Below are 20,016 nucleotides of genomic sequence, written 5' to 3'. Positions count from 1 at the left end.
TCGCTGCCCTCCCCCTGTGGCGGTAACCACAAGGCTTGGCAGGCAATAGATTCGTCAAAGTTAAATTGAAGGGGCGCTATTCTTTGTATAGCTGCTTACGCACATTCCACGGGCGCTAGAGGCACTTTTCTTACCTAAAGGTCCTCGCTACCCAAGAGCATTTCAGTAATGCCCTTGCCAGCCTGCACCATCGGGAATACGTTCTCGGTCGGGTCGGTACGGAAGTCCATGAACACCGTGCGGTCCTTCAGTTTGCGCGCTTCGCGCAGCGCGGGCTCCACGTCCTGCGGCTTTTCGATCAGCATGCCGACGTGGCCATAGGCCTCGGCCAGCTTGACGAAATTGGGCAGCGCGTCCATGTAGCTGTGGCTGTAGCGGCCTTCGTATTCCACTTCCTGCCACTGGCGCACCATGCCCAGGTAGCGGTTGTTCAGCGACACGATCTTGATCGGCGTGTTGTACTGCAAGCAGGTGGACAGTTCCTGGATGCACATCTGCACCGAGCCTTCACCAGTCACGCAAAACACTTCTGCATCTGGCTTGGCCATCTTGACGCCCATCGCGTAGGGAATGCCCACGCCCATGGTGCCAAGCCCGCCGGAATTGATCCAGCGGCGCGGCTCGTCAAAGCGGTAGTACTGCGCGGCCCACATCTGGTGCTGGCCCACGTCGGATGTGACATACGTCTCGACATCCTTGGTCATGTTCCACAGCGTTTCCACCACGTACTGCGGCTTGATCACGTCGCCCTTGCCATGGTCGTACTTCAAGCAGTCTTTCTTGCGCCAGCCGTCGATGGTTTCCCACCAGGAACCCAGCGCATTCGCATCGGGCTTGATGGTGCTTTCCTTGATCATCGCAATCATTTCGGACAGCACGTCTTTGACGTCGCCGACGATAGGGATGTCAACCTTGACGCGCTTGGAGATGCTGGAAGGATCGATATCGATGTGAATGATCTTGCGTTCGTTTTGCGCAAAGTGTTTGGGGTTGCCAATCACGCGGTCGTCGAAGCGCGCGCCAACGGCCAGCAGCACGTCGCAGTTTTGCATCGCGTTGTTGGCTTCAACCGTGCCGTGCATGCCCAGCATGCCCAGGAACTTGCGATCCGACGCAGGATAAGCACCCAAACCCATCAAGGTGTTGGTACAGGGGTAACCCAGCATGTCCACCAGCGTGCGGAGTTCAGCGGACGCGTTGCTCAGCAGCACGCCGCCGCCGGTGTAGATGTACGGACGCTTGGCAGTCAACAGCAGTTGCAATGCCTTGCGGATTTGCCCCCCATGGCCCTTACGCACCGGGTTGTAGGAACGCATTTCGACAGAGGCGGGGTAACCGGCGTACGGCACCTTCTTGAAAGAGACGTCCTTCGGGATATCCACCACCACAGGGCCAGGACGGCCGCTGCGCGCAATGTGAAAGGCCTTTTTCAGCGTGACCGCCAGATCGCGGGCGTCCTTGACGAGGAAGTTGTGCTTGACGATGGGGCGGGTAATGCCCACGGTGTCGCATTCCTGGAATGCGTCCAGTCCGATCGCGTGGGTCGGCACCTGCCCAGTGATGATCACCATGGGGATGCTGTCCATGTAGGCGGTAGCAATGCCGGTGACCGCATTGGTCACACCGGGGCCGGAAGTTACCAACGCCACACCGACGTCACCCGTGGCACGGGCGTAGCCGTCGGCAGCATGAACCGCTGCCTGCTCATGGCGTACCAGGATGTGCTGGATGGTTTCTTGTTTGTAGAACGCGTCGTAGATGTGCAACACAGCGCCACCGGGGTAACCCCAGACGAACTTGACGTTCTCCGCCTGCAATGCCTTGACGAGTATTTCTGCGCCGCGCAATTCCACGGTAGACGGGTTTGCGGACGATGTTTTGCCCTGAGCAAGCGCAGCGCCTGCCGAAGCGATTTCAGCTTTGGATATTTCCATGATCAACCTTTGCGAATTTCTCTAACGAAAAACCTTGGGTGCCCCTTCACCGAACTCTTGTGGAGTCGCGTCGGGACTTAAGGCCAAAACCATAAGCGCATTGAATGCTGCGCCGAGTCATGACCCGTTTGCCTTTTGATGTGCAAACGCGATTATGGCACTTCAGCGGTGCATTTTGGCGAACGACGCCCGGAATAATGCGTCTGAATGCCATAATCGGCCGCCTGGCATCTTCACCCGTTGGTATTTCACACTTGGCTTCTGAACACGAACTGTCCGAATTCCTGAAAAGCGTAGAAAAACGCGCTTTCAAGCGTTCCGTGTACCACGTGCGCAATGAAGAAGCGGCACTGGACATCGTCCAGGACAGCATGATGAAGCTATGCGAGCACTACGGGCACAAGCCGATCGAAGAGCTGCCCATGCTGTTCCAGCGGATTCTGTCGAACTGCACGCTGGACTGGTTCCGGCGGCAAAAAACCCAAAATGCGCTCTTTACCAACCTCGGCGACTTTGCCGACGCAGGGGAAGACGGCGATTTCGACCTGCTGGAGGCGGTGCACACCTCCAACAATCCGGAGCAAAATGAAAGCACGGAAACCCAGACGGAGCGGGCACAGACATTGCGTGCCATCGAAGTCGAGATTCAACAGCTCCCAGCGCGTCAACGGGAAGCCTTCCTGATGCGTTATTGGGAGGAAATGGATGTTGCCGAGACGGCAGCGGCCATGGGATGCTCGCAGGGCAGTGTGAAAACGCATTGCTCGCGGGCCGTTGGCGCACTGGCAAAAGCATTGAAAGCCAAGGGGATCAAACTATGACAACAACACACGAATTGACGGCCGAAGGCCTGGAAAATCAATTGGGCCGGCGTATCGCTGCCCGCCTGGACCAAGCCACTGGCGAGGTGTCGCATGACATTTCGGAGCGTTTGCGTATTGCCCGCTCCATGGCTCTGGACAAGCGCCGAGTGCTGAAAACCCAAATGGCAACCGAAATCAGCAGCATGGGCAATGCTGCCGCGCTGCAGCTCGGAGGCGACCATTTCAATATATGGAATCGCATGGCCTCCTTGTTTCCCTTGCTGGCTTTGCTGGTTGGCTTGTTGGCCATCAACGTGATCCAGGACGAACGCCGGGCGTTTGAAATTGCAGAAGTAGATGCAGAGTTGCTGACCGATGACCTCCCACCAGACGCCTACACCGATCCTGGCTTTGCACAGTTCTTGCGCGTTCAACAAAACCAGTGATCATTTGGTCCGGATGCTAAAGCGTGCTTTCCCCTCCCTTTTCGAGCGCCTTGTCACAAGGACGCCTCGCCTGAACATCGCGCTTTGGTGCGCGGCGGCAACCTTCTGCATCGCAAGCCCCGCGTTTGCACAGGCACCGGCCAACACCCCACCAAACGCCACCGGCCAAGTGCTCTCGGCACCGACCTGGATTGAGCTCCCACCCCAGCAGAAGGAGTCTCTCAAACCACTGGCGGGCACCTGGGACACTTTGGCAGACGGTCACAAGCGCAAATGGCTGGCGCTGGCGCAAACTTTCCCCCGGCTCCCATCGCCCGAACAAACCAAGATGCACGCCCGTATGGCGGAATGGGCGGCGCTCAAGCCCAAAGAGCGGGAACTGGCACGCTTGAACTTTGCAGAAACCAAAAAAATTGCGCCTGCGGACCGTGCGGCCAATTGGGAGGCTTACCAGGCCCTCACTGCCGAGGAAAAGAAAGAACTCGCTCAAAAGGCCCGTAAAAAAACGCCCAGCGCGGCCCTTGCCGTCAAGCCAGTTGCACCTGACAAACTTGCGATGGTTTCCGTAACCCGCCGCACACCGGAGCCGGCACTTGAAAAGCAACAGATCAAGCACGCGATAGACCGCCGCACGCTGCTGCCGGTGTCCAGGCCACCCGATGCCAACACGATTGAGTCGCCGCTGACCAAGGGCCCCCACCGGCAATAGGTGGCCAGTAAAGGCCTTTGTGCGGCCATCTACAATCCGCGCTCTCTCTAGCGTCTGGAAAGTGGCAACTTGAATCACGATTTCGAAACCCCGGGAATCTGGCGGCGTATGGCCTGCTGGCCCTATGAGGGACTACTGCTTTTTGCGGTGCTCTTTATTGGTGACTACCTGCTGGATAGCCTGAGCCAGAGCCGCCATGGCCTGGACCGACGCGATCTGCGCCAGCTTTTCCTGTTCGTACTGCTGGGCATCTACTTCGTCTGGTTCTGGTCCAAGGGCCAGACCCTGCCCATGAAGACATGGCATATCCGACTCGTGGATCGCGACGGCGCGCCCGTGAGCCAACTGCGCGCGCTTGCGCGCTATCTGCTGAGCTGGTTATGGCTGCTTCCCCCATTAATGGCCTATGCGCTTGGCATTGGACTCATAGAAACTCTCGTACTGGTACCCGCATGGATTGCGGTCTGGGCGATCCTGAGCCGCTTTCATCCGCAGCAGCAGTTTTGGCACGATGCATGGGCCGGAACGCGACTGGTTACCAGTCTGTCCGTTGATCGCGCGCCCACTGAGACTCGCACATGACCGCTTCCCCGACACCCCACGCCGACGTCAACCCACAAAAATCCCGCACCGGACTGCAGCGCATCTGGCATGCCGGTGGCTACTCGCTTGCCGGACTGCGCGCTGGTTGGGGCGAGACCGCTTTCCGCCAGGAGTGCATCGCCGCCATCGTCCTGCTGCCGGCATCGCTTTGGCTGGGGAAAAGCTGGATCGAAATTACGCTGCTGGCTGGCAGCGTGATCCTGCTGATGGTGGTGGAGTTGCTCAATACGGCTGTCGAGACCGCGATTGACCGTGTTGGGCCCGAATGGCACGACTTATCCAAACGCGCCAAGGACATGGGCAGTGCAGCAGTACTGCTGTCGCTGTTGATGTGTGCGGGCATTTGGGCAGCCGCACTGTGGAGCCGGTTCGCATGAAAGCCCCAGCCTTTTCACTGTGTGTGTATTGCGGCTCCAAGCCGGGAGCGGATCCCGCTTACGTCGATGCTGCGACCCAAGTCGGTAGCTGGATTGGCGCGCACGGCGGCCAACTGGTATATGGCGGCGGGCGCGGCGGCTTGATGGGCATCGTGGCGGATGCCACGTTGCAAGCGGGCGGTCAAGTCATTGGCATCATTCCACAAGCGCTGGTAGACCGCGAATGGGCGCATAGGGACTGTACCGAGCTGCACATCGTGGACACCATGCACGAGCGCAAACGCATGATGGCCGAGCGCTCCGATGCGTTTCTGGCCATGCCCGGCGGCATTGGAACACTGGAAGAATTGTTTGAAGTCTGGACCTGGCAACAACTGGGTTACCACAACAAGCCAATTGGCCTGCTCAATGTCGCGGACTATTACCGGGGCTTGTTGCAGTTCATGGACCACAGCGTGGCACAAGGATTTCTGGCTGCGCCACAGCGTGAACTGATTGCTGTCAACGCGGACCCTGCCGCGCTACTACCTGCGCTGGTTCAGGCAGCCGGGCTTGCCGTCGACAGCTCCGCGGCAGTGATGTAACTAAACCGCAGACTCGTCCTGCTCACCCGTACGGATGCGGATGACGCGCTCCACGGCAGTGACAAAAATCTTGCCATCGCCTATCTTGCCGGTGTGCGCGGCCTTGATGATGGCTTCGACACAGCGGTCCACATCGTCCGATTTCACCACCACTTCGATTTTCATCTTGGGCAGAAAATCGACCACGTATTCCGCGCCACGGTACAGCTCGGTATGGCCCTTCTGGCGCCCGAAACCCTTGACTTCGGTCACGGTCAAACCGGTCACGCCGCACGTAGCCAGCGCTTCGCGCACTTCTTCAACTTTGAACGGTTTGATAACGGCGGTAATTTGTTTCATGGAATTCTTTCAATCAGTTGATCAGTGGGGTCAGAGCACATTTGCTGCGCAAAGTGGTCTGACCCACAGGTTTCAGGCACGAAAACGGTTGGTAATAGGATAGCGCCAATCCTTGCCGAAGCTGCGGTGGGTTACCCGTATGCCAATGGGGGCCTGACGGCGCTTATATTCGTTGAGCTGGATCAGGCGCGTCACGCGCTCCACATCTGACTGCTTGAAGCCCTCCGCCAACAGCGACTCGATACTCTGGTCGTTCTCCATATAGCGTTCCAGAATCGCATCCAATACCTCGTACGGCGGCAGGCTGTCTTGGTCGGTCTGGTTGGGGCGCAGCTCGGCACTTGGCGGGCGTTCGATGATGCGTTGGGGGATGGGCTGCAAACCCGTGCCGCAGGGATCGTTCTCATTGCGCCAGCGCGCCAGCCGGAACACCGTTGTCTTGGCCAGATCCTTGATTACCGCAAAGCCACCGGCCATGTCGCCGTACAGCGTGCAGTAACCGGTCGCCATTTCCGACTTGTTGCCGGTGGTCAGCACGATGCTGCCGAACTTGTTGGACAGCGCCATCAAAAGCGTGCCGCGAATGCGGGCCTGGATATTTTCTTCGGTGGCATCTTCCGCCCTGCCCGCAAACTCTGTGGCTAGCGAGGCTTTGAAGCACTCAAACTCTGGCGCAATCGATATCTCGTCGTAACGCACATTCAGGCGCTTGGCCATCTCACGTGCGTCAATCCAGCTGATGTCCGCCGTGTACGGCGAAGGCATCATCACGGCCCGCACCTTGTCGGCACCCAAGGCATCCACCGCAATCGCCAGCACCAGCGCGGAATCAATGCCACCCGACAGGCCCAGAATCGCGCCGGGAAACCGGTTCTTGCCCAGGTAATCCCGCACACCCAGCACCAGCGCGTCCCACAAGTCGGCATCGGTGTCGCGCTCGGGCTCGATGTCCGCTACTATTTTTATAGCTGCTTGCGCACGTTCCACGCGGGCTGGGAACAGTTTTTCCTTGAAACTGGGAGCGCGACCCATCACTGTGCCGTTGGCGTCCAGCACAAAGGAATGTCCCTCGAAAACCACTTCATCCTGCCCACCCACCAGATGCGCGTAGACCAGCGGCAGACCGGTCTCTCGGGTCCGATGGCCCATCATCACTTCACGTTCGTAACCCTTGCCCACGTGAAAGGGCGAGGCGTTGATGACCGCCAGCATCTCGGCACCCGCGGCCTTCGCGGCGAGCGCGGGCTCAGTAAACCAAGCGTCTTCGCAAATCAGCAAGCCAATGCGTATGCGCTCCCCGGGCTCCCCGGCTTCAAATACACAGGCCTGGTTGCCCGGCGTGAAATAGCGGCGCTCATCGAACACCTGGTAGTTGGGCAGTTGCTGCTTGGCGTAGGTAGTAATAACCTGCCCCTCGCACAACACGCTGGCCGCGTTGAAGCGGTGCTGTACCGCCACCGACCGGGAACGCTCGTCGCCACCGGTCGGGTGCCCGACCACCACGGTCATGTTTTTCAACCCTGCACACGCCGAGGTCACGCGTTTGAGGGCATCATCACACGCTTGGATGAAGGCAGGCCGGAGAAACAGGTCTTCCGCCGCGTAGCCGCACAGCGACAGCTCTGGCGTCAGCAGCAGACGCGCACCATCTGCGTAAGCCTGGTGAGCCGCATCAATGATTTTTTGTGCATTGCCCTCCAGGTCACCGACGACGAAATTGAGTTGCGCTATGCACAGTTGGAGAGCCATATTGAGAAACGGATGGGTTGGCGGTTGCGATGTATCGAATGCGCAGCGAGACGGAGGCACTAGTGTCTTCATCTGATTATGTCATTCGGGTCGTGCAGTCGCCGCGTGAGGTGAATGCGCAGGCATGGGACGCGCTGCTGACGGCGCAAGCGCACGCTACACCGTTCATGCAGCATGCCTATCTGGCGGCCTTGCATGAGAGCGGCAGTGCAGTGGCAGACACCGGATGGACGCCACATTTCTTGTTGCTGGAGCGCAATGGGTGCCTGGAGGCGGCCTGCGTGCTCTACGCCAAGGACCATTCCTATGGCGAATACGTGTTCGACTGGGCCTGGGCCCGCGCCTACCAGCAGCATGGCGTGCCCTACTACCCCAAAGCCGTGATGGCAGTCCCGTTCACGCCAGTGCCGGGCACGCGCATGCTGGCAAGCAATGCAGATGCACGGCAGGCCTTATTGACCCATGTATTGGAATGGTGCAAGCAAAGTGGCGTGTCTTCCTTGCACGCCCTCTTTGCCGCAGAAGAAGACATGGATTCATTCACTCCACAAGACCTGATGGCCCGGCAAACGGTTCAGTTTCACTGGACCAACCGAACGCCCAATGCCTATGCGGATTTCGAGGACTTCCTATCCACCCTGAGCCAGGACAAGCGCAAGAAAATCCGCCAGGAGCGGCGCAAAGTGTCCGATGCTGGCGTGCAATTCCGTTGGGCGCAGGGTGCAAACATCACTGATGCCGATTGGGACTTTTTCTACCGCTGCTACGAGCGTACTTATCTGGAGCACGGCAACCTGCCCTACCTGAACCGCGACTTCTTTGCGCGAATGCAAACCACGATGCCGGACAACTGGCTGATGTTCACAGCCGAACGCGATGGCAGACCGATTGCTACCAGTTTGATAGCTGTCTACGCAGATTCTGCGGGCACTAACGTCGCATACGGCCGGTACTGGGGGGCGCTGGAGCGGGTTGATTGCCTGCACTTTGAGGCCTGCTATTACCAGCCGCTGCAGTGGTGCATCGCGCAGGGCTACCAGCGCTTTGAGGGTGGTGCGCAGGGTGAGCACAAGATGGCGCGTGCGCTGATGCCGGTCGTGACGCATAGTGCGCACTGGCTGGCGCATCCCGATTTTGCGGAGGCTGTTGCCCGTTTTCTGGAGCGAGAGACGGCTGGCATGGAAGACTATGTGCGCGAGCTGCAAGCGCACGGTCCGTTCAGGGCGCCGCAACCATCCCCAATTCCGAATTGCTGAGCAAGGCTTCCATGTTAATGACAATCAGGGTGCGCTCACCCTGATGAACAATGCCACGTATGAACTTGGCATCAATCGTTGATTCAAACTGGGGCGCGGGCTTGATGTCTTCGGAGCTGAGTGTCACCACATCGGATACCGAGTCCACCACGGCACCAATCACCGAGCCGCTGATATTGAGGATGATCACCACCGTGAAGTCCGTGTAATCCGCATTGGCGGTTTGCAGCTTGAGGCGCAAATCCACGATCGGAACAATCACACCCCGCAGATTCACTATGCCTTTGACGAAAACCGGTGAGTTCACCATCTTGGTGGGCTCTTCGTAAGAGCGAATTTCCTGCACGCGCAGGATATCGATGGCGTATTCCTCGCCGCCCAGACGTAGGGTCAGGTACTGGCCACCATCTACATGCGTCTGGTGGCTGGATGATGAACTTACGAAGGACGACGTGTTGGCTTCCATGATTTCAGGTCATCATACGCGTCACCGCCAGCCAAGTCACCAAGGCGACGGCATGAGAAACAACGCTGGCAAAAACTGCTACCGTTGCGCCCATGAAAAATTCGCGCCACGAAGCCACCCACCCGCCTGCGCCCAATGCATTGCTGATGGCGCTGGAATTCCGGGCGCCATGGGAGCTGTGGTCCGTGTTGCCCAGCTGGCCGGCGCTAATGCGTGCAACACCCGGTGACGGGCATCCCGTCATCGTGTTCCCTGGCCTGTCTGCCAGCGATGGCTCCACGCTGCCCTTGCGCGCCTATCTGCAAAACCTGGGCTACGACGTTTCTGGCTGGAACCAGGGCTACAACTTCGGCCCACGCGCCGGCATTCTCGAAACCGCCAAGCAGCAGGTGCTGGACACCTTTGAGGAAGCGGGTGAACCGGTCAGCCTGGTCGGCTGGAGCCTGGGCGGGGTCTATGCGCGCGAGCTCGCCAAGGAACTACCACACTGCGTGCGCAGTGTCATTACCTTGGGCACGCCGTTCTCTGGCTCACACAAAAGCACTAACGCCTGGCGGCTGTATGAGCTGACCAGCGGGCGCGATATTGAACGTGAAGTGGAGCAGTTCGATTTGCCCGCAGCGCCGCCCGTTCCCACAACGTCGGTGTTCTCACGTACCGATGGCGTGGTCGCATGGGGTGCCAGCATTCAGGCGCCAAGCAAAGCCAACCCGTGTACCGAAAACGTGGAGGTGTATGCCAGCCACGTCGGCCTGGGCATGAATCCCAGTGCCTGGTGGGTGGTGGCTGATCGATTGGCCCAGCTACCCGGGCAGTGGAAGCCGTTTGAGCGGCCGGGGCGCTTGCAGAAACTACTGTTTCCTGATCCCCAGCGCTGAGCGCTCAAAAACACCCCACACTCAACAAAAAGAGCGCCGCCCGATCCGGGAGGCGCTCTTTTTTTGATAGCTGTTTACGCAATATCTGCGGGCTTCAAAGGCCTATTTACCTCTGAGTCGCCGCAAAAAAGTTATGCCTGCTGCTTGTTGTAGTTGGCAATGCCGTCCATGATTTCCTTGCGAGCGGATTCTGGCCCTTCCCAGCCCAGAATCTTGACCCACTTGCCTTCTTCCAGATCCTTGTAGTGCTCAAAGAAATGGGCAATCGTCTTCAGGCGCAGCGGTTGCAGGTCTTCTGGCTTTTCCCACTTGCTGTACAGCGACAGGATCTTGTTGATCGGCACGGCAAGCACCTTGCCATCTTCGCCTGCTTCGTCTTCCATTTTCAGGATACCAATGGCGCGGCAAGGTACCACCACGCCAGGGATCAGCGGCACGGGAGTGATCACCAGAACATCGACCGGGTCACCGTCACCAGAGATGGTCTTGGGCACGTAGCCGTAATTGGTCGGGTAATGCATGGCCGTGCTCATGAAACGGTCCACAAAAATGGCGCCCGACTCCTTGTCCACTTCGTACTTCACCGGATCGGCGTTCATCGGGATTTCGATGATGACGTTGAATTCATCGGGGACTTTTTTTCCAGGGGATACTTTGTCGAAGGACATGCGGGTTCTCTTTGTGTGTAAAAGGTTTGATTCCGAAGCAACAACTGCTCTAAGGATTAACCCTGATTTTACCGACTCCACTCTTACAACCGCCGTCAGCGTCATTTTTTCACGTTACAGTCCGCCCGTTGGCCAATCAACTCCACAACCGATGCGTTGTCACGGAGCACTGAGGAAGCAACGCAGCGGGGACTTCGCTAGCGTTGTTCCCTACTTCGCGATCCAACAATTCAGGAGTTTTTTATGACAGGCAACTTTGCGCTGACCTTGGCGCTTGTCTGCGGGCTGATCGCCGTCGTGTACGGCTTTTGGGCACGCAGCTGGATTCTTTCTCAGGACGCCGGCAACGCACGCATGCAGGAAATTGCAGCGGCGATTCAAACCGGCGCAGCCGCCTACCTCTCACGCCAATACAAAACCATTGCGATGGTCGGCGTGGTGCTGGCGGTGTTGATTGGCCTCTTCCTTGACCCTATGAGCGCCGTCGGCTTTGTCGTCGGTGCCGTACTGTCGGGCGCTTGCGGCTTTATCGGCATGAATGTGTCAGTGCGTGCCAATGTACGCACCGCACAGGCCGCAACAAAGGGCATTGGCCCGGCGCTAGACGTGGCATTCCGCGGCGGCGCGATCACCGGCATGCTGGTGGTAGGCCTGGGTTTGCTGGGCGTGACCGGTTTCTACTGGTTTCTGACCATGGGCGGTGTACCGGCTGACGGCAAGGCCTATGCAGCCATGCTCAACCCGCTGATCGGTTTTGCATTCGGTTCATCGCTGATTTCCATCTTCGCCCGTCTGGGCGGCGGCATTTTCACCAAGGGTGCTGACGTAGGCGCTGATCTGGTGGGCAAAGTCGAAGCCGGCATTCCGGAAGATGACCCACGCAATCCGGCGGTGATCGCCGACAACGTCGGTGACAACGTGGGCGACTGTGCTGGCATGGCCGCCGACCTGTTTGAAACCTACGCAGTGACATTGATCGCCACCATGGTACTGGGCGCACTGCTGGCCGGCGCTGCGGGCGCCAATGCGGTGTTGTATCCGCTGGCCCTGGGTGGCGTTTCCATAGTCGCATCTATCATCGGCTGCTTCTTCGTCAAGGCCTCGCCCGGCATGAAGAATGTGATGCCTGCGCTGTACAAAGGCCTGGCGATTGCTGGCGGCCTGTCGCTGGTAGCGTTCTACTTTGTGACGCAATCGCTGTTCCCCGCTGCCGTCACGCTGACCGATGGGCACGTGATCACAAGCATGGCGCTGTTTGAAGCCTGTGCTGTAGGCCTGGTTTTGACCGGTGCATTGGTCTGGATCACCGAGTACTACACCGGCACGCAATACGCGCCGGTGCGTCACATTGCCGAAGCATCGACCACCGGCCACGGCACCAACATCATTGCCGGCCTGGGCGTATCCATGCGCTCCACTGCCTGGCCCGTGATTTTTGTCTGTGTCGCGATCTACAGCGCCTTCCATCTGGCTGGCCTGTACGGCATCGCGATTGCAGCCACCTCCATGCTCAGCATGGCCGGTATCGTGGTTGCGCTGGACGCCTATGGCCCCATCACCGACAACGCCGGCGGCATTGCCGAAATGGCCGAACTGCCCGCCAGCGTGCGTGACATCACCGACCCGCTGGATGCTGTGGGTAACACCACCAAGGCCGTGACCAAGGGTTACGCGATTGGCTCCGCCGGTCTGGCCGCACTGGTCCTGTTTGCCGACTACACCCACAAGCTGGACGCGTTTGGCAAACACATTACCTTTGACTTGAGCAACCCGATGGTCATCATCGGCCTGTTCATCGGTGGCTTGATCCCCTACCTGTTCGGTGCGATGGCGATGGAGGCCGTGGGCCGTGCTGCCGGCGCGGTGGTCGTCGAAGTGCGCCGCCAGTTCCGCGACATCAAGGGCATCATGGACGGCACGGGCAAGCCCGAGTACGACACTGCGGTCGACATGCTGACCTCTGCCGCCATCAAGGAAATGATGATCCCGAGTCTGTTGCCCGTAGTTGCGCCGATCGTGGTGGGCCTGGCCCTCGGACCAGAAGCACTGGGCGGCTTGCTGATGGGCACCATCGTGACCGGCCTGTTTGTCGCGATCTCCATGTGTACCGGCGGCGGCGCCTGGGACAACGCGAAAAAATACATTGAAGACGGCAACTTCGGTGGCAAAGGGTCGGAGACCCACAAGGCTGCCGTGACAGGTGACACCGTGGGCGACCCCTACAAGGACACCGCCGGCCCGGCCGTCAATCCGTTGATCAAGATCATCAACATCGTGGCGCTGCTGATCGTGCCGCTGATGATGAAGATCCACGGCGGCTAAATCCCGCTTCCCCTATCCGAAAGCCCGCTTCTGCGGGCTTTTTTCATGGTGGCAAATGCGGCACTTTCGGATACCATGACAACCAGCTGTCTTTGTACACATACATAGTTACTACATTCACCTGTGAAGATACTTGTCATTGATGACCACGCGCTTGTGCGTGAGGGCTTGCGCCAGGTACTTAAAGGCCTGGATGAAAATGTGGAAGTACTGCAGGCCGGCACCTGCACGCAGGCTTTTGAGATTGCGCTTGCCAACCCGGACCTGGACCTTGCTTTGCTGGACTACCACCTGCCGGATATGACAGGTTTGCAGGCCCTGGACATATTCGGCAAACGCCATCCAGAATTGCCCATCGTGATGCTCTCGGGGTCCGCCAATGTGCAAATCATGCGGCAGGTGGTGCAGTCTGGAGCCGCAGGTTTTGTCAATAAATCCAGTTTGAGTGACGAGTTGTTGGGCGCAGTGCGCCAAGTCCTGGAAGGCAACGTGTATTGGCCTGAAAACGAATCGGACTTCAACGCCTATGCGAATGACTTGCCAACGCTACGCCCGGGACTGACGCAAAAACAGGAGCAAGTGTTGCAATGCCTGCTGGACGGCAAGGCCAACCGTGAAATTGCACAGGATTTGTATATCTCCGACGAAACCGTGAAGACGCACATCACGGCGATATTGCGTCACTTTGATGTGCAAAACCGGACCCAGGCCGTGGTCGCGGCAGCGCGCAGCGGCTTTCGTGCCACGGTGCGGCCGTAGCACAACTGTTTATTCGCGGCTTAGGTTAAGGTTGAGCCGCTGGCCAGCATGCGACGCAACAGGCTTCTGAGTTTGGCCGGGCGCACCGGCTTGTGCAACAGTGTCAAGCCCGCCGCAAGGGCCGCCTGCATCAGCTGTGCATCGGTATCTCCACTCATCAGGCAGGCAGGTACTTCCCGCCCCGCCAATCGGCGCAATTGCGCAATCGCCTCCAGACCATTTTGACCGTGCCCCAGTCGATAGTCGCTCACGATGATGTCTGGCGCGCCGTGCTTCGTCAGGTAGGCGCACGCCTGGGCAATGGAAGAAACCGCTTCGACCCGATAGGACCAGGAATCCAGTAGCTCCTGCATCGCCTCGCGGGCAAAGTCATCGTCTTCAATAATCAGCACACGCTGGCCGACAGGATCGGCGGGGACCGGCAACTCCGTCTGCGCAACCAGTGTGGGCTGCAACGCGGCTGGAACGCAGGGCACCGTGATGGAAATTCGGGTGCCGCGTCCCAACGCGGACCGCAGCGCCAGAGGATGCCCCAACAGCTTTGCACTGCGCTCCACAATACTGAGTCCCAGACCAAGACCATAGGAACGGTCTCGCCCCGAGTTTCCAACCTGGTAAAACTCCTTAAAAATCTGTGTCTGGTGCTCGGGACTGATACCGATGCCGCTGTCCCACACCTCCAGCCGCACATGCTGGCCGCCATCCGTCAAACGGCAGGTAACCAGCACCGTACCCCGTTCGGTATAGCGCAAAGCGTTGTGCACCAAATTCATCATGATGCGCTGTATCAATACCGGGTCCGTCATGGCCCATAGCCGCGTGGGGCGCAAGCGCAAGCGCAAACCCTTGCCCGCTGCGATGGGTTGCGACGCCACCGACACCCGTGCCAGCAAATTCTCCAGATTGACAGGTGCCGGGTGCACCTGAACGGCGCCGGCTTCCAGCCTTGAAAGATCTAGCAGACCATCCAGCAAATCCTGCATGGCCTGCACAGAGGCCTCCAGGTTGCCTACCAGTTCCGAGGTCTGCCTGTCCAATGGCAGTTGCCCCAGGCGCGCAATGAACATGCCCAAAGCGTGGGTAGGCTGGCGCAAGTCGTGGCTTGCAGAAGCCAGGAAGCGCGACTTCGCTACCGTCGCTTCCTCCGCCTCTTCTTTTCTGGCGCGCAATTCCAGTGTGGCGTCGGTCACGCGCTGCTCCAGCTCATCACGCCCCCAGGCAAGGCGCAGTGCCATCTGATTCAAAGCGTGTTGCAGTTCGTGCAAAGGATCGCCTGCCTGCACGGGTGCCAGCGTCACAAAGTCCCCGCTGCCAATACGTTCAATGGAACGCGAGACGCGCAAGATCGGTTTGACCACCCCTTCCCCCATGCGCACCGCAAGCACGCCGCCCAACAAAAGGCCCAATGTACCCAGCGCTACAGCAATCAACAGCAAGTCACGCTGTTGCGCAAACAGGCCATCGCGTGCGATATCAATCACCACGTAGCCCAATATGCGCGGCTGGCCGTCCGACTGGCCGCTACTGGAGCCAAATAAGTCGTCCAACTGAACGGTCGTGGAGTTAATGGTATCCACCAAGGTGTCTATGCCTGCGGCCCTTTGGCGTTGCACATATCCCGGGTCCTGCAGCTCCTCCAGGCCGACGGGAGAATAGGTTCCCGCGCCAGCCAGTGCCTCCCCGGACGTGTCAAAGACGCGAGCCGCTTTCACATGCGGGAAGCCCACCATGGTCGCAACGACCGACTGCAAATGCAGCAAATTGCCGGAGAAGACCGCGTACTCGCTGGCCATGGAGAGTTGCTTTGCCAATAACTGCGAGCGCTCGGTATGCGCCCGGTCCAGATCACCAACGCGCCCCATCCAGAACGCCGCCACAATGCCCAAGACCACCAACGTCACTGGCAGCAGTGCGGCGGCCAGCATGCGCGCGCGAATGGATTGCAAAATCATGGCCTACGCTCCATCTTGCGCAACTGCTCTGAGAGTTGATCCTCGCGCAAACTAAGTCCCAGCGAGCGGGCTACGCTTTCATTAACCCGCACCGTAAATTCCAATGGGTACTGGGATAGCACAGCGCTGCTACTCCGCAGCTGGGCATGCACCATGCTTGCCGCCTGGGTACCAATGTGTTGCGGCGTGGAATACACGCAGATCAAGGCCCCGGCCTTGACGTAGGCTGGCGAAAAAGCAATTATGGGAATGCGTGCCCGGTATGTGGCCGTCAATATGCTGGACACAGTGCCGTTGTTGAACACCAGGGAGTCGGGAACTGCCAAAAGCGCGTCGGAATCCTCCAGTGCGGGTTTCAGGCCTGCAAAGAGATTTTCCGCGGAGACCGCCACCCCGACCACAGGCTCCATGCCACGCGCCCGTATGGCAGCCACCGTCGTGGCCTGGAGTGCCAATGACTCGGGCCCCAAAATCAAGCCAATGCGTTTGGCCTCGGGTAGTGCGAGGCGTACCAGATCCAACTGGCGCCCCAGCGGCTGGTCCAGATACAAGCCAGACAACGTTGAGGCACCACGCCTGCCATACTCAGCCAAAGTACGTTCCAGCGCCGTTCTGGGGATCAGGGCCGCCACCACAGGTTCTTTCACATTGGCTTTGAGGACTTCGCGCAGTGCCTCCACACCCAGCGTCAGGTACACCCGCGTATCGGTCCGTGCAGCAACAAGGCGCGAGAAGTCGGCCACCCGCGTTCGCCCTATGTCTTCTTGCGGCACACCCAGACGCTGCAGCTCGGAAATCACAATGTCTGAGGTTTCCATCACGCCAGCACTGGCATCACTGGTGACCACGACAACCGTGTGCGCCTGTGCGGCGCACGCCATCGCCCAAGCCAGGCCCCAGCGCAGCCCGATCATCAGTGCACGGTGCATCGTCTTTCGCACTTCAGTTCTCAAACCGCAGTGTCAACAATGCCCGACGATCAAAGTAAAACTTGAAGTCGCCGTCCATCACAGGTGCACCCAGGTTTTGTACAGTGAGCGCGACTTCCGCCTTGCCATTTGCCAGACGGAATGACTTCGCAAGACGTACATCGGTACGCTCCAGCGAGAAAAGCAAGTGTCGGTTGGCATCCGACATCAGCGAAATGTCTACCGCGTTCTGGTAACTGACCGTCAAATCCAGGCCATTGGAAAACTGGTGCATCACGGTGATCGCGTTGCCCAGCCGCGGAGCGCCATGGACGACCCGGAATTCAGTGGAGGGATCAACCAGCGAATCCACCTGAATGTCGGTCCAGGTCTGGTTGAAGGAAACCCGGGTCGCGGACGATGGGCGCCATCCCAATTGGTATTCCAGCCCCCTGATCTGGTAATTGTCCCCGTTCAGAAATTCCTTGCGCTCCACAAAACCCGTGGATGCAATGCCGCCACGGATGGCTTCGTTGAAGACCCGCACATCGGCGCTCAACGTACTACCAGTACGACCAAAGTTGTAGCCCAGCTCCTGACTCAGGATTCTTTCCGGCCCGGCCCGGCCAGAGTTCTCGACCGTGGTGATCGGGTTCAAGCCATTGGTGTCGTAATAACGCACCGTGGCGTATTTTTCGTATGCACTCGGTGGGCGAAAGGCACTGGATACCCCCGCACGCAATGTGTGCCCCTCCGCAAAATGCCAGTTCGCCATCACACGCGGAGAGAAAGAGTTCCCATCAATGTCGCTGCTCTCGGCCAGCGCTCCGGCATTGAGCAACAGATGCGGCGCAAAGCGCCATTCGGCATTGCCAAAGATACGCGCAAAATTGGATGTCACCTCCTCGCGCTTGTCAAAGTTGGGCCGCGAAACCTCCCGCTCCCTGCGCAACTCGGCACCCCATACCGTGCGCACATCTGCAGAGTGCCGAACGGTATGCTGCACCGACAATGCGTCGTTAAATTCCTTGCCGCTGAAGTCAATCGGAATGCCAACATAGGAAACGCTGACCCCCAGATCAAAGTGGTCCAGCGAGGCATCCAGATAAGGAAAGCTGTCACGGTAGTTGAACTCCGTGTGCGAGACGGTTATCAGTAGATCTTCGTTGTCATTCAGTGTGCTGCGCCAATCGGCCTGCACAAACCGGGTCCCCATGCTTTGCATGCGCGCGTTGTTGCCCGCTGATCCAGGTGTGCCACGCCCGGATTCGATGTCCAGCGCACCCGCACGGATATCCAGCTCACTGGTGTCACCCTGGCTGAAATGCGACGAAAAATTGAAGCGATCAACACGGTTTTTTCCAAACGCACCACGCAGGCCATCGTCGCCACGGCGGTCCGCGCTGATGCGGTATTGCGCGCGGCCATCGCCCCAGCCATAGCGGGCGCCGATATCGGCTACGCCGTTGTCGCCTGCGGTGAGCTGTGCTGCTGCGCCCATGGTGGAACGCACGTCGCGGGACACGATATTGACCACGCCCAGAAATGCACGCGCGCCATACGCCGCAGAATTGGACCCGCGCAAGACTTCGATGCGTTCGATGTCGTCCAGCGCCAATGACTGCCAGCCCAGACCGGCAGATCCCTGCAAATGGCTGGAGTACACGGAACGGCCATCTACCAACACCTGAATGCGGTTCGCCCAGTCATCGCTGCGCCCGTGGTAGGTCGCCATCGGGGCGTCCGTCTCAAACGAGGTGGTGCTTTGAAAGCCGGGAATCAGCCGCAATAAGTCCACGACATCGCGGGCACCCGACATCCGGATGAACTGCTTGTCCAGAATCGTGACCGCACCCGGTGTCTCGTCAATGCGCTGTGCCAGTCGGGAAACCGACAGAACAACAGGCATTTCGGACAGGAAATCGTCTTCGCTGACAGATGCAGCTGTATCTCCTGACGCAGCGACGGCTGCGCCACAGGCCAAGCTGCAAGCTAGGCTCCAGATCTTTTTGTCCATGCGCATGCCTCCCGTGAAAGCGTTCCTGTTGGAACCACCCTGATTTTGCACTGTGGGTCGTGGCAAATCCACCACATCCGGGAGACAATCACGCTATGAGTGAAACAAATGTTCCTCGGGTGTTGCCCCTGCGCGATATGCGCCCTGTGGCCTGGCCGGCGCCAGCAGCAATACCCACCTTCGCCGCTACCGGGCATTTGCAAGACACGCTGCTGCGCCCCTTGCACGACTTGCGTATCAGCGTGACCGACCGCTGCAACTTCCGCTGCAGCTACTGCATGCCAAAGGAGGTCTTCGACAAAGACTTCCCCTACCTGCCCCATGCCTCGCTGTTGAGCTTTGAGGAAATCACCCGCATGGCGCGCCAGTTCGTCGCCCATGGCGTGCGAAAAATTCGCCTCACCGGCGGTGAGCCCTTGCTGCGCAAAAACATCGAGGTTCTGGTGGAGCAGTTGGCCGGTTTGCAAACGGTAGACGGCAAACCACTGGACCTGACACTGACCACCAACGGCTCGCTACTGGCGCGCAAAGCCCGCGCGCTGAAGGACGCGGGCTTGCAGCGCGTGACCGTCAGTCTGGACGGGCTGGATGACACGATCTTCCGTCAAATGAACGACGTGGACTTCCCCGTCGCCCAAGTATTGGAAGGGCTCGATGCCGCGCATACAGCGGGCCTGGGGCCTATCAAAGTCAACATGGTGGTCAAGCGCGGTACCAATGACCATGAAATCCTGCCGATGGCGCGCCACTTCCGTGGCAGCGGAATGGTGCTGCGATTCATTGAATACATGGACGTAGGCGTGACCAACGGCTGGCGCATGGATGAAGTGTTGCCCTCGGCGCAAGTGATTGACATGCTGAAAGCAGAGCTGCCACTCGTGGCATTGGAAGCCAGTCAGCCCGGTGAAACCGCGCAGCGGTGGGGCTATGCACTGCCGGATGGGACGCACGACACCGCAGCAGGGGAAATCGGCGTTATCAGCAGCGTTACCCAGGCTTTTTGCGGCGACTGCAACCGGGCTCGCCTGTCGACCGAAGGACAGTTGTACCTGTGCCTGTTTGCCGAGCGGGGATACGACCTGCGCACGCTGATACGCGATGGGGGTACCGATGCCGAGTTGGCATCTGCCATCGCCCAAATCTGGCAGGGCCGGGGCGATCGCTACTCCGAGCTGCGCAGCCAATTGCCCGCAGGTACGCTTGCACAAACGCGGCGGGTTGAAATGAGCTACATCGGCGGCTAGGG

19 protein-coding genes are annotated in these 20,016 nt (G+C 59.0%); 11 read left to right on the top strand and 8 right to left on the bottom strand.

The genetic code is table 11. The features are described 5' to 3' along the window. Positions 1-134: 134 nt before the first annotated feature. Positions 135-1,934 carry an acetolactate synthase 3 catalytic subunit gene (locus AC1DV6_RS08625; protein ID WP_477977043.1) on the bottom strand — a complete coding sequence of 600 codons (1,800 nt, stop codon included), beginning with the start codon at positions 1,932-1,934 and terminating at the stop codon, positions 135-137. A gap of 254 nt (positions 1,935-2,188) precedes the next feature. Between AC1DV6_RS08625 and AC1DV6_RS08620 the strand changes: the two genes are divergently transcribed. The 6 genes from AC1DV6_RS08620 (at position 2,189) to AC1DV6_RS08595 (ending at position 5,456) form a co-directional block, all read left to right on the top strand. Then, positions 2,189-2,755, top strand: coding sequence for an RNA polymerase sigma factor (locus AC1DV6_RS08620; RefSeq protein WP_477977394.1), 567 nt, complete (start codon positions 2,189-2,191; stop codon positions 2,753-2,755). Then, entirely contained in the window at positions 2,752-3,183 is a 432-nt protein-coding gene (locus tag AC1DV6_RS08615) for a DUF3619 family protein (protein ID WP_477977042.1), read from the top strand. The genes AC1DV6_RS08620 and AC1DV6_RS08615 overlap by 4 nt, the downstream gene beginning before the upstream one ends. 169 nt (positions 3,184-3,352) lie before the next feature. Continuing rightward, entirely contained in the window at positions 3,353-3,892 is a 540-nt protein-coding gene (locus AC1DV6_RS08610; RefSeq protein ID WP_477977041.1) for a DUF3106 domain-containing protein, read from the top strand. A gap of 69 nt (positions 3,893-3,961) precedes the next feature. Further along, positions 3,962-4,474, top strand: a complete 513-nt coding sequence (locus AC1DV6_RS08605; protein ID WP_477977040.1) for an RDD family protein — start codon at positions 3,962-3,964, stop codon at positions 4,472-4,474. Continuing rightward, entirely contained in the window at positions 4,471-4,872 is a 402-nt protein-coding gene (locus AC1DV6_RS08600; RefSeq protein WP_477977039.1) for a diacylglycerol kinase, read from the top strand. The genes AC1DV6_RS08605 and AC1DV6_RS08600 overlap by 4 nt, the downstream gene beginning before the upstream one ends. Then, positions 4,869-5,456, top strand: coding sequence for an LOG family protein (locus AC1DV6_RS08595; RefSeq protein WP_477977038.1), 588 nt, complete (start codon positions 4,869-4,871; stop codon positions 5,454-5,456). The genes AC1DV6_RS08600 and AC1DV6_RS08595 overlap by 4 nt, the downstream gene beginning before the upstream one ends. Here the strand turns inward: AC1DV6_RS08595 and AC1DV6_RS08590 are convergent, their stop codons facing one another. After that, complete coding sequence (locus AC1DV6_RS08590) at positions 5,457-5,795, bottom strand: P-II family nitrogen regulator (RefSeq protein ID WP_477977037.1); 339 nt, start codon at positions 5,793-5,795, stop codon at positions 5,457-5,459. Positions 5,796-5,867: 72 nt separating this feature from the next. Next, positions 5,868-7,544, bottom strand: coding sequence for an NAD+ synthase (locus AC1DV6_RS08585; RefSeq protein ID WP_477977036.1), 1,677 nt, complete (start codon positions 7,542-7,544; stop codon positions 5,868-5,870). 38 nt (positions 7,545-7,582) lie between these two features. Between AC1DV6_RS08585 and AC1DV6_RS08580 the strand changes: the two genes are divergently transcribed. After that, a complete protein-coding gene (locus AC1DV6_RS08580) occupies positions 7,583-8,800 on the top strand; it encodes a GNAT family N-acetyltransferase (protein ID WP_477977035.1) in 1,218 nt (405 codons plus the stop codon). On the opposite strand, the gene AC1DV6_RS08575 is transcribed toward AC1DV6_RS08580, so the two are convergent. Next, positions 8,763-9,266: a chemotaxis protein CheW gene (locus AC1DV6_RS08575; protein ID WP_477977034.1), complete on the bottom strand. Its 504-nt coding sequence runs from the start codon at positions 9,264-9,266 to the stop codon at positions 8,763-8,765. The genes AC1DV6_RS08580 and AC1DV6_RS08575 overlap by 38 nt on opposite strands. Positions 9,267-9,358: 92 nt before the next feature. Between AC1DV6_RS08575 and AC1DV6_RS08570 the strand changes: the two genes are divergently transcribed. Beyond that, positions 9,359-10,144 (top strand): esterase/lipase family protein, encoded by a 786-nt coding sequence (locus AC1DV6_RS08570; RefSeq protein ID WP_477977033.1) that lies wholly within the window; start codon positions 9,359-9,361, stop codon positions 10,142-10,144. A gap of 131 nt (positions 10,145-10,275) precedes the next feature. Here the strand turns inward: AC1DV6_RS08570 and ppa are convergent, their stop codons facing one another. Beyond that, positions 10,276-10,812 (bottom strand): inorganic diphosphatase, encoded by a 537-nt coding sequence (gene ppa / locus AC1DV6_RS08565; protein WP_477977032.1) that lies wholly within the window; start codon positions 10,810-10,812, stop codon positions 10,276-10,278. Positions 10,813-11,055: 243 nt separating this feature from the next. On the opposite strand from ppa, the gene AC1DV6_RS08560 reads away from it, so the two are divergent. Both AC1DV6_RS08560 and AC1DV6_RS08555 read left to right on the top strand, forming a co-directional pair. After that, positions 11,056-13,134 (top strand): sodium-translocating pyrophosphatase, encoded by a 2,079-nt coding sequence (locus AC1DV6_RS08560; RefSeq protein ID WP_477977031.1) that lies wholly within the window; start codon positions 11,056-11,058, stop codon positions 13,132-13,134. Positions 13,135-13,257: 123 nt separating this feature from the next. Beyond that, on the top strand, positions 13,258-13,893 hold the full coding sequence (locus tag AC1DV6_RS08555; protein ID WP_477977030.1) for a response regulator: 636 nt from the start codon (positions 13,258-13,260) through the stop codon (positions 13,891-13,893). A 20-nt stretch (positions 13,894-13,913) separates the two neighbouring features. Here the strand turns inward: AC1DV6_RS08555 and AC1DV6_RS08550 are convergent, their stop codons facing one another. The 3 genes from AC1DV6_RS08550 to AC1DV6_RS08540 are packed head-to-tail and all read right to left on the bottom strand — an operon-like array spanning position 13,914 to position 18,770. Beyond that, positions 13,914-15,845, bottom strand: a complete 1,932-nt coding sequence (locus AC1DV6_RS08550; RefSeq protein WP_477977029.1) for an ATP-binding response regulator — start codon at positions 15,843-15,845, stop codon at positions 13,914-13,916. Next, positions 15,842-16,774 carry an ABC transporter substrate-binding protein gene (locus tag AC1DV6_RS08545; RefSeq protein WP_477977028.1) on the bottom strand — a complete coding sequence of 311 codons (933 nt, stop codon included), beginning with the start codon at positions 16,772-16,774 and terminating at the stop codon, positions 15,842-15,844. Before AC1DV6_RS08545 ends, AC1DV6_RS08550 begins: the two co-directional genes overlap by 4 nt. A gap of 13 nt (positions 16,775-16,787) precedes the next feature. Beyond that, on the bottom strand, positions 16,788-18,770 hold the full coding sequence (locus AC1DV6_RS08540; RefSeq protein ID WP_477977027.1) for a TonB-dependent receptor plug domain-containing protein: 1,983 nt from the start codon (positions 18,768-18,770) through the stop codon (positions 16,788-16,790). A gap of 95 nt (positions 18,771-18,865) precedes the next feature. On the opposite strand from AC1DV6_RS08540, the gene moaA reads away from it, so the two are divergent. Continuing rightward, positions 18,866-20,014, top strand: a complete 1,149-nt coding sequence (gene moaA / locus AC1DV6_RS08535; protein WP_477977026.1) for a GTP 3',8-cyclase MoaA — start codon at positions 18,866-18,868, stop codon at positions 20,012-20,014. Positions 20,015-20,016: the final 2 nt, after the last annotated feature.

The organism is Rhodoferax sp. P2_H8_2 (assembly GCF_056403235.1).
Note: the sequence above shows the minus strand (reverse complement) of the source record. Positions and strands in the feature narration are given on the sequence as shown.

What these genes read in the sequence shown, in the direction of transcription:
- AC1DV6_RS08575 (WP_477977034.1), bottom strand. Translation starts at nt 9,266, where the DNA reads ATGGAAGCCAACACGTCGTCCTTCGTAAGTTCATCATCCAGCCACCAG.
- AC1DV6_RS08590 (WP_477977037.1), bottom strand. Translation starts at nt 5,795, where the DNA reads ATGAAACAAATTACCGCCGTTATCAAACCGTTCAAAGTTGAAGAAGTG.
- AC1DV6_RS08545 (WP_477977028.1), bottom strand. Translation starts at nt 16,774, where the DNA reads ATGCACCGTGCACTGATGATCGGGCTGCGCTGGGGCCTGGCTTGGGCG.
- AC1DV6_RS08615 (WP_477977042.1), top strand. Translation starts at nt 2,752, where the DNA reads ATGACAACAACACACGAATTGACGGCCGAAGGCCTGGAAAATCAATTG.
- AC1DV6_RS08600 (WP_477977039.1), top strand. Translation starts at nt 4,471, where the DNA reads ATGACCGCTTCCCCGACACCCCACGCCGACGTCAACCCACAAAAATCC.
- AC1DV6_RS08560 (WP_477977031.1), top strand. Translation starts at nt 11,056, where the DNA reads ATGACAGGCAACTTTGCGCTGACCTTGGCGCTTGTCTGCGGGCTGATC.
- AC1DV6_RS08595 (WP_477977038.1), top strand. Translation starts at nt 4,869, where the DNA reads ATGAAAGCCCCAGCCTTTTCACTGTGTGTGTATTGCGGCTCCAAGCCG.
- ppa (WP_477977032.1), bottom strand. Translation starts at nt 10,812, where the DNA reads ATGTCCTTCGACAAAGTATCCCCTGGAAAAAAAGTCCCCGATGAATTC.
- AC1DV6_RS08580 (WP_477977035.1), top strand. Translation starts at nt 7,583, where the DNA reads ATGCGCAGCGAGACGGAGGCACTAGTGTCTTCATCTGATTATGTCATT.
- AC1DV6_RS08625 (WP_477977043.1), bottom strand. Translation starts at nt 1,934, where the DNA reads ATGGAAATATCCAAAGCTGAAATCGCTTCGGCAGGCGCTGCGCTTGCT.
- moaA (WP_477977026.1), top strand. Translation starts at nt 18,866, where the DNA reads ATGAGTGAAACAAATGTTCCTCGGGTGTTGCCCCTGCGCGATATGCGC.
- AC1DV6_RS08540 (WP_477977027.1), bottom strand. Translation starts at nt 18,770, where the DNA reads ATGGACAAAAAGATCTGGAGCCTAGCTTGCAGCTTGGCCTGTGGCGCA.
- AC1DV6_RS08585 (WP_477977036.1), bottom strand. Translation starts at nt 7,544, where the DNA reads ATGGCTCTCCAACTGTGCATAGCGCAACTCAATTTCGTCGTCGGTGAC.
- AC1DV6_RS08570 (WP_477977033.1), top strand. Translation starts at nt 9,359, where the DNA reads ATGAAAAATTCGCGCCACGAAGCCACCCACCCGCCTGCGCCCAATGCA.
- AC1DV6_RS08550 (WP_477977029.1), bottom strand. Translation starts at nt 15,845, where the DNA reads ATGATTTTGCAATCCATTCGCGCGCGCATGCTGGCCGCCGCACTGCTG.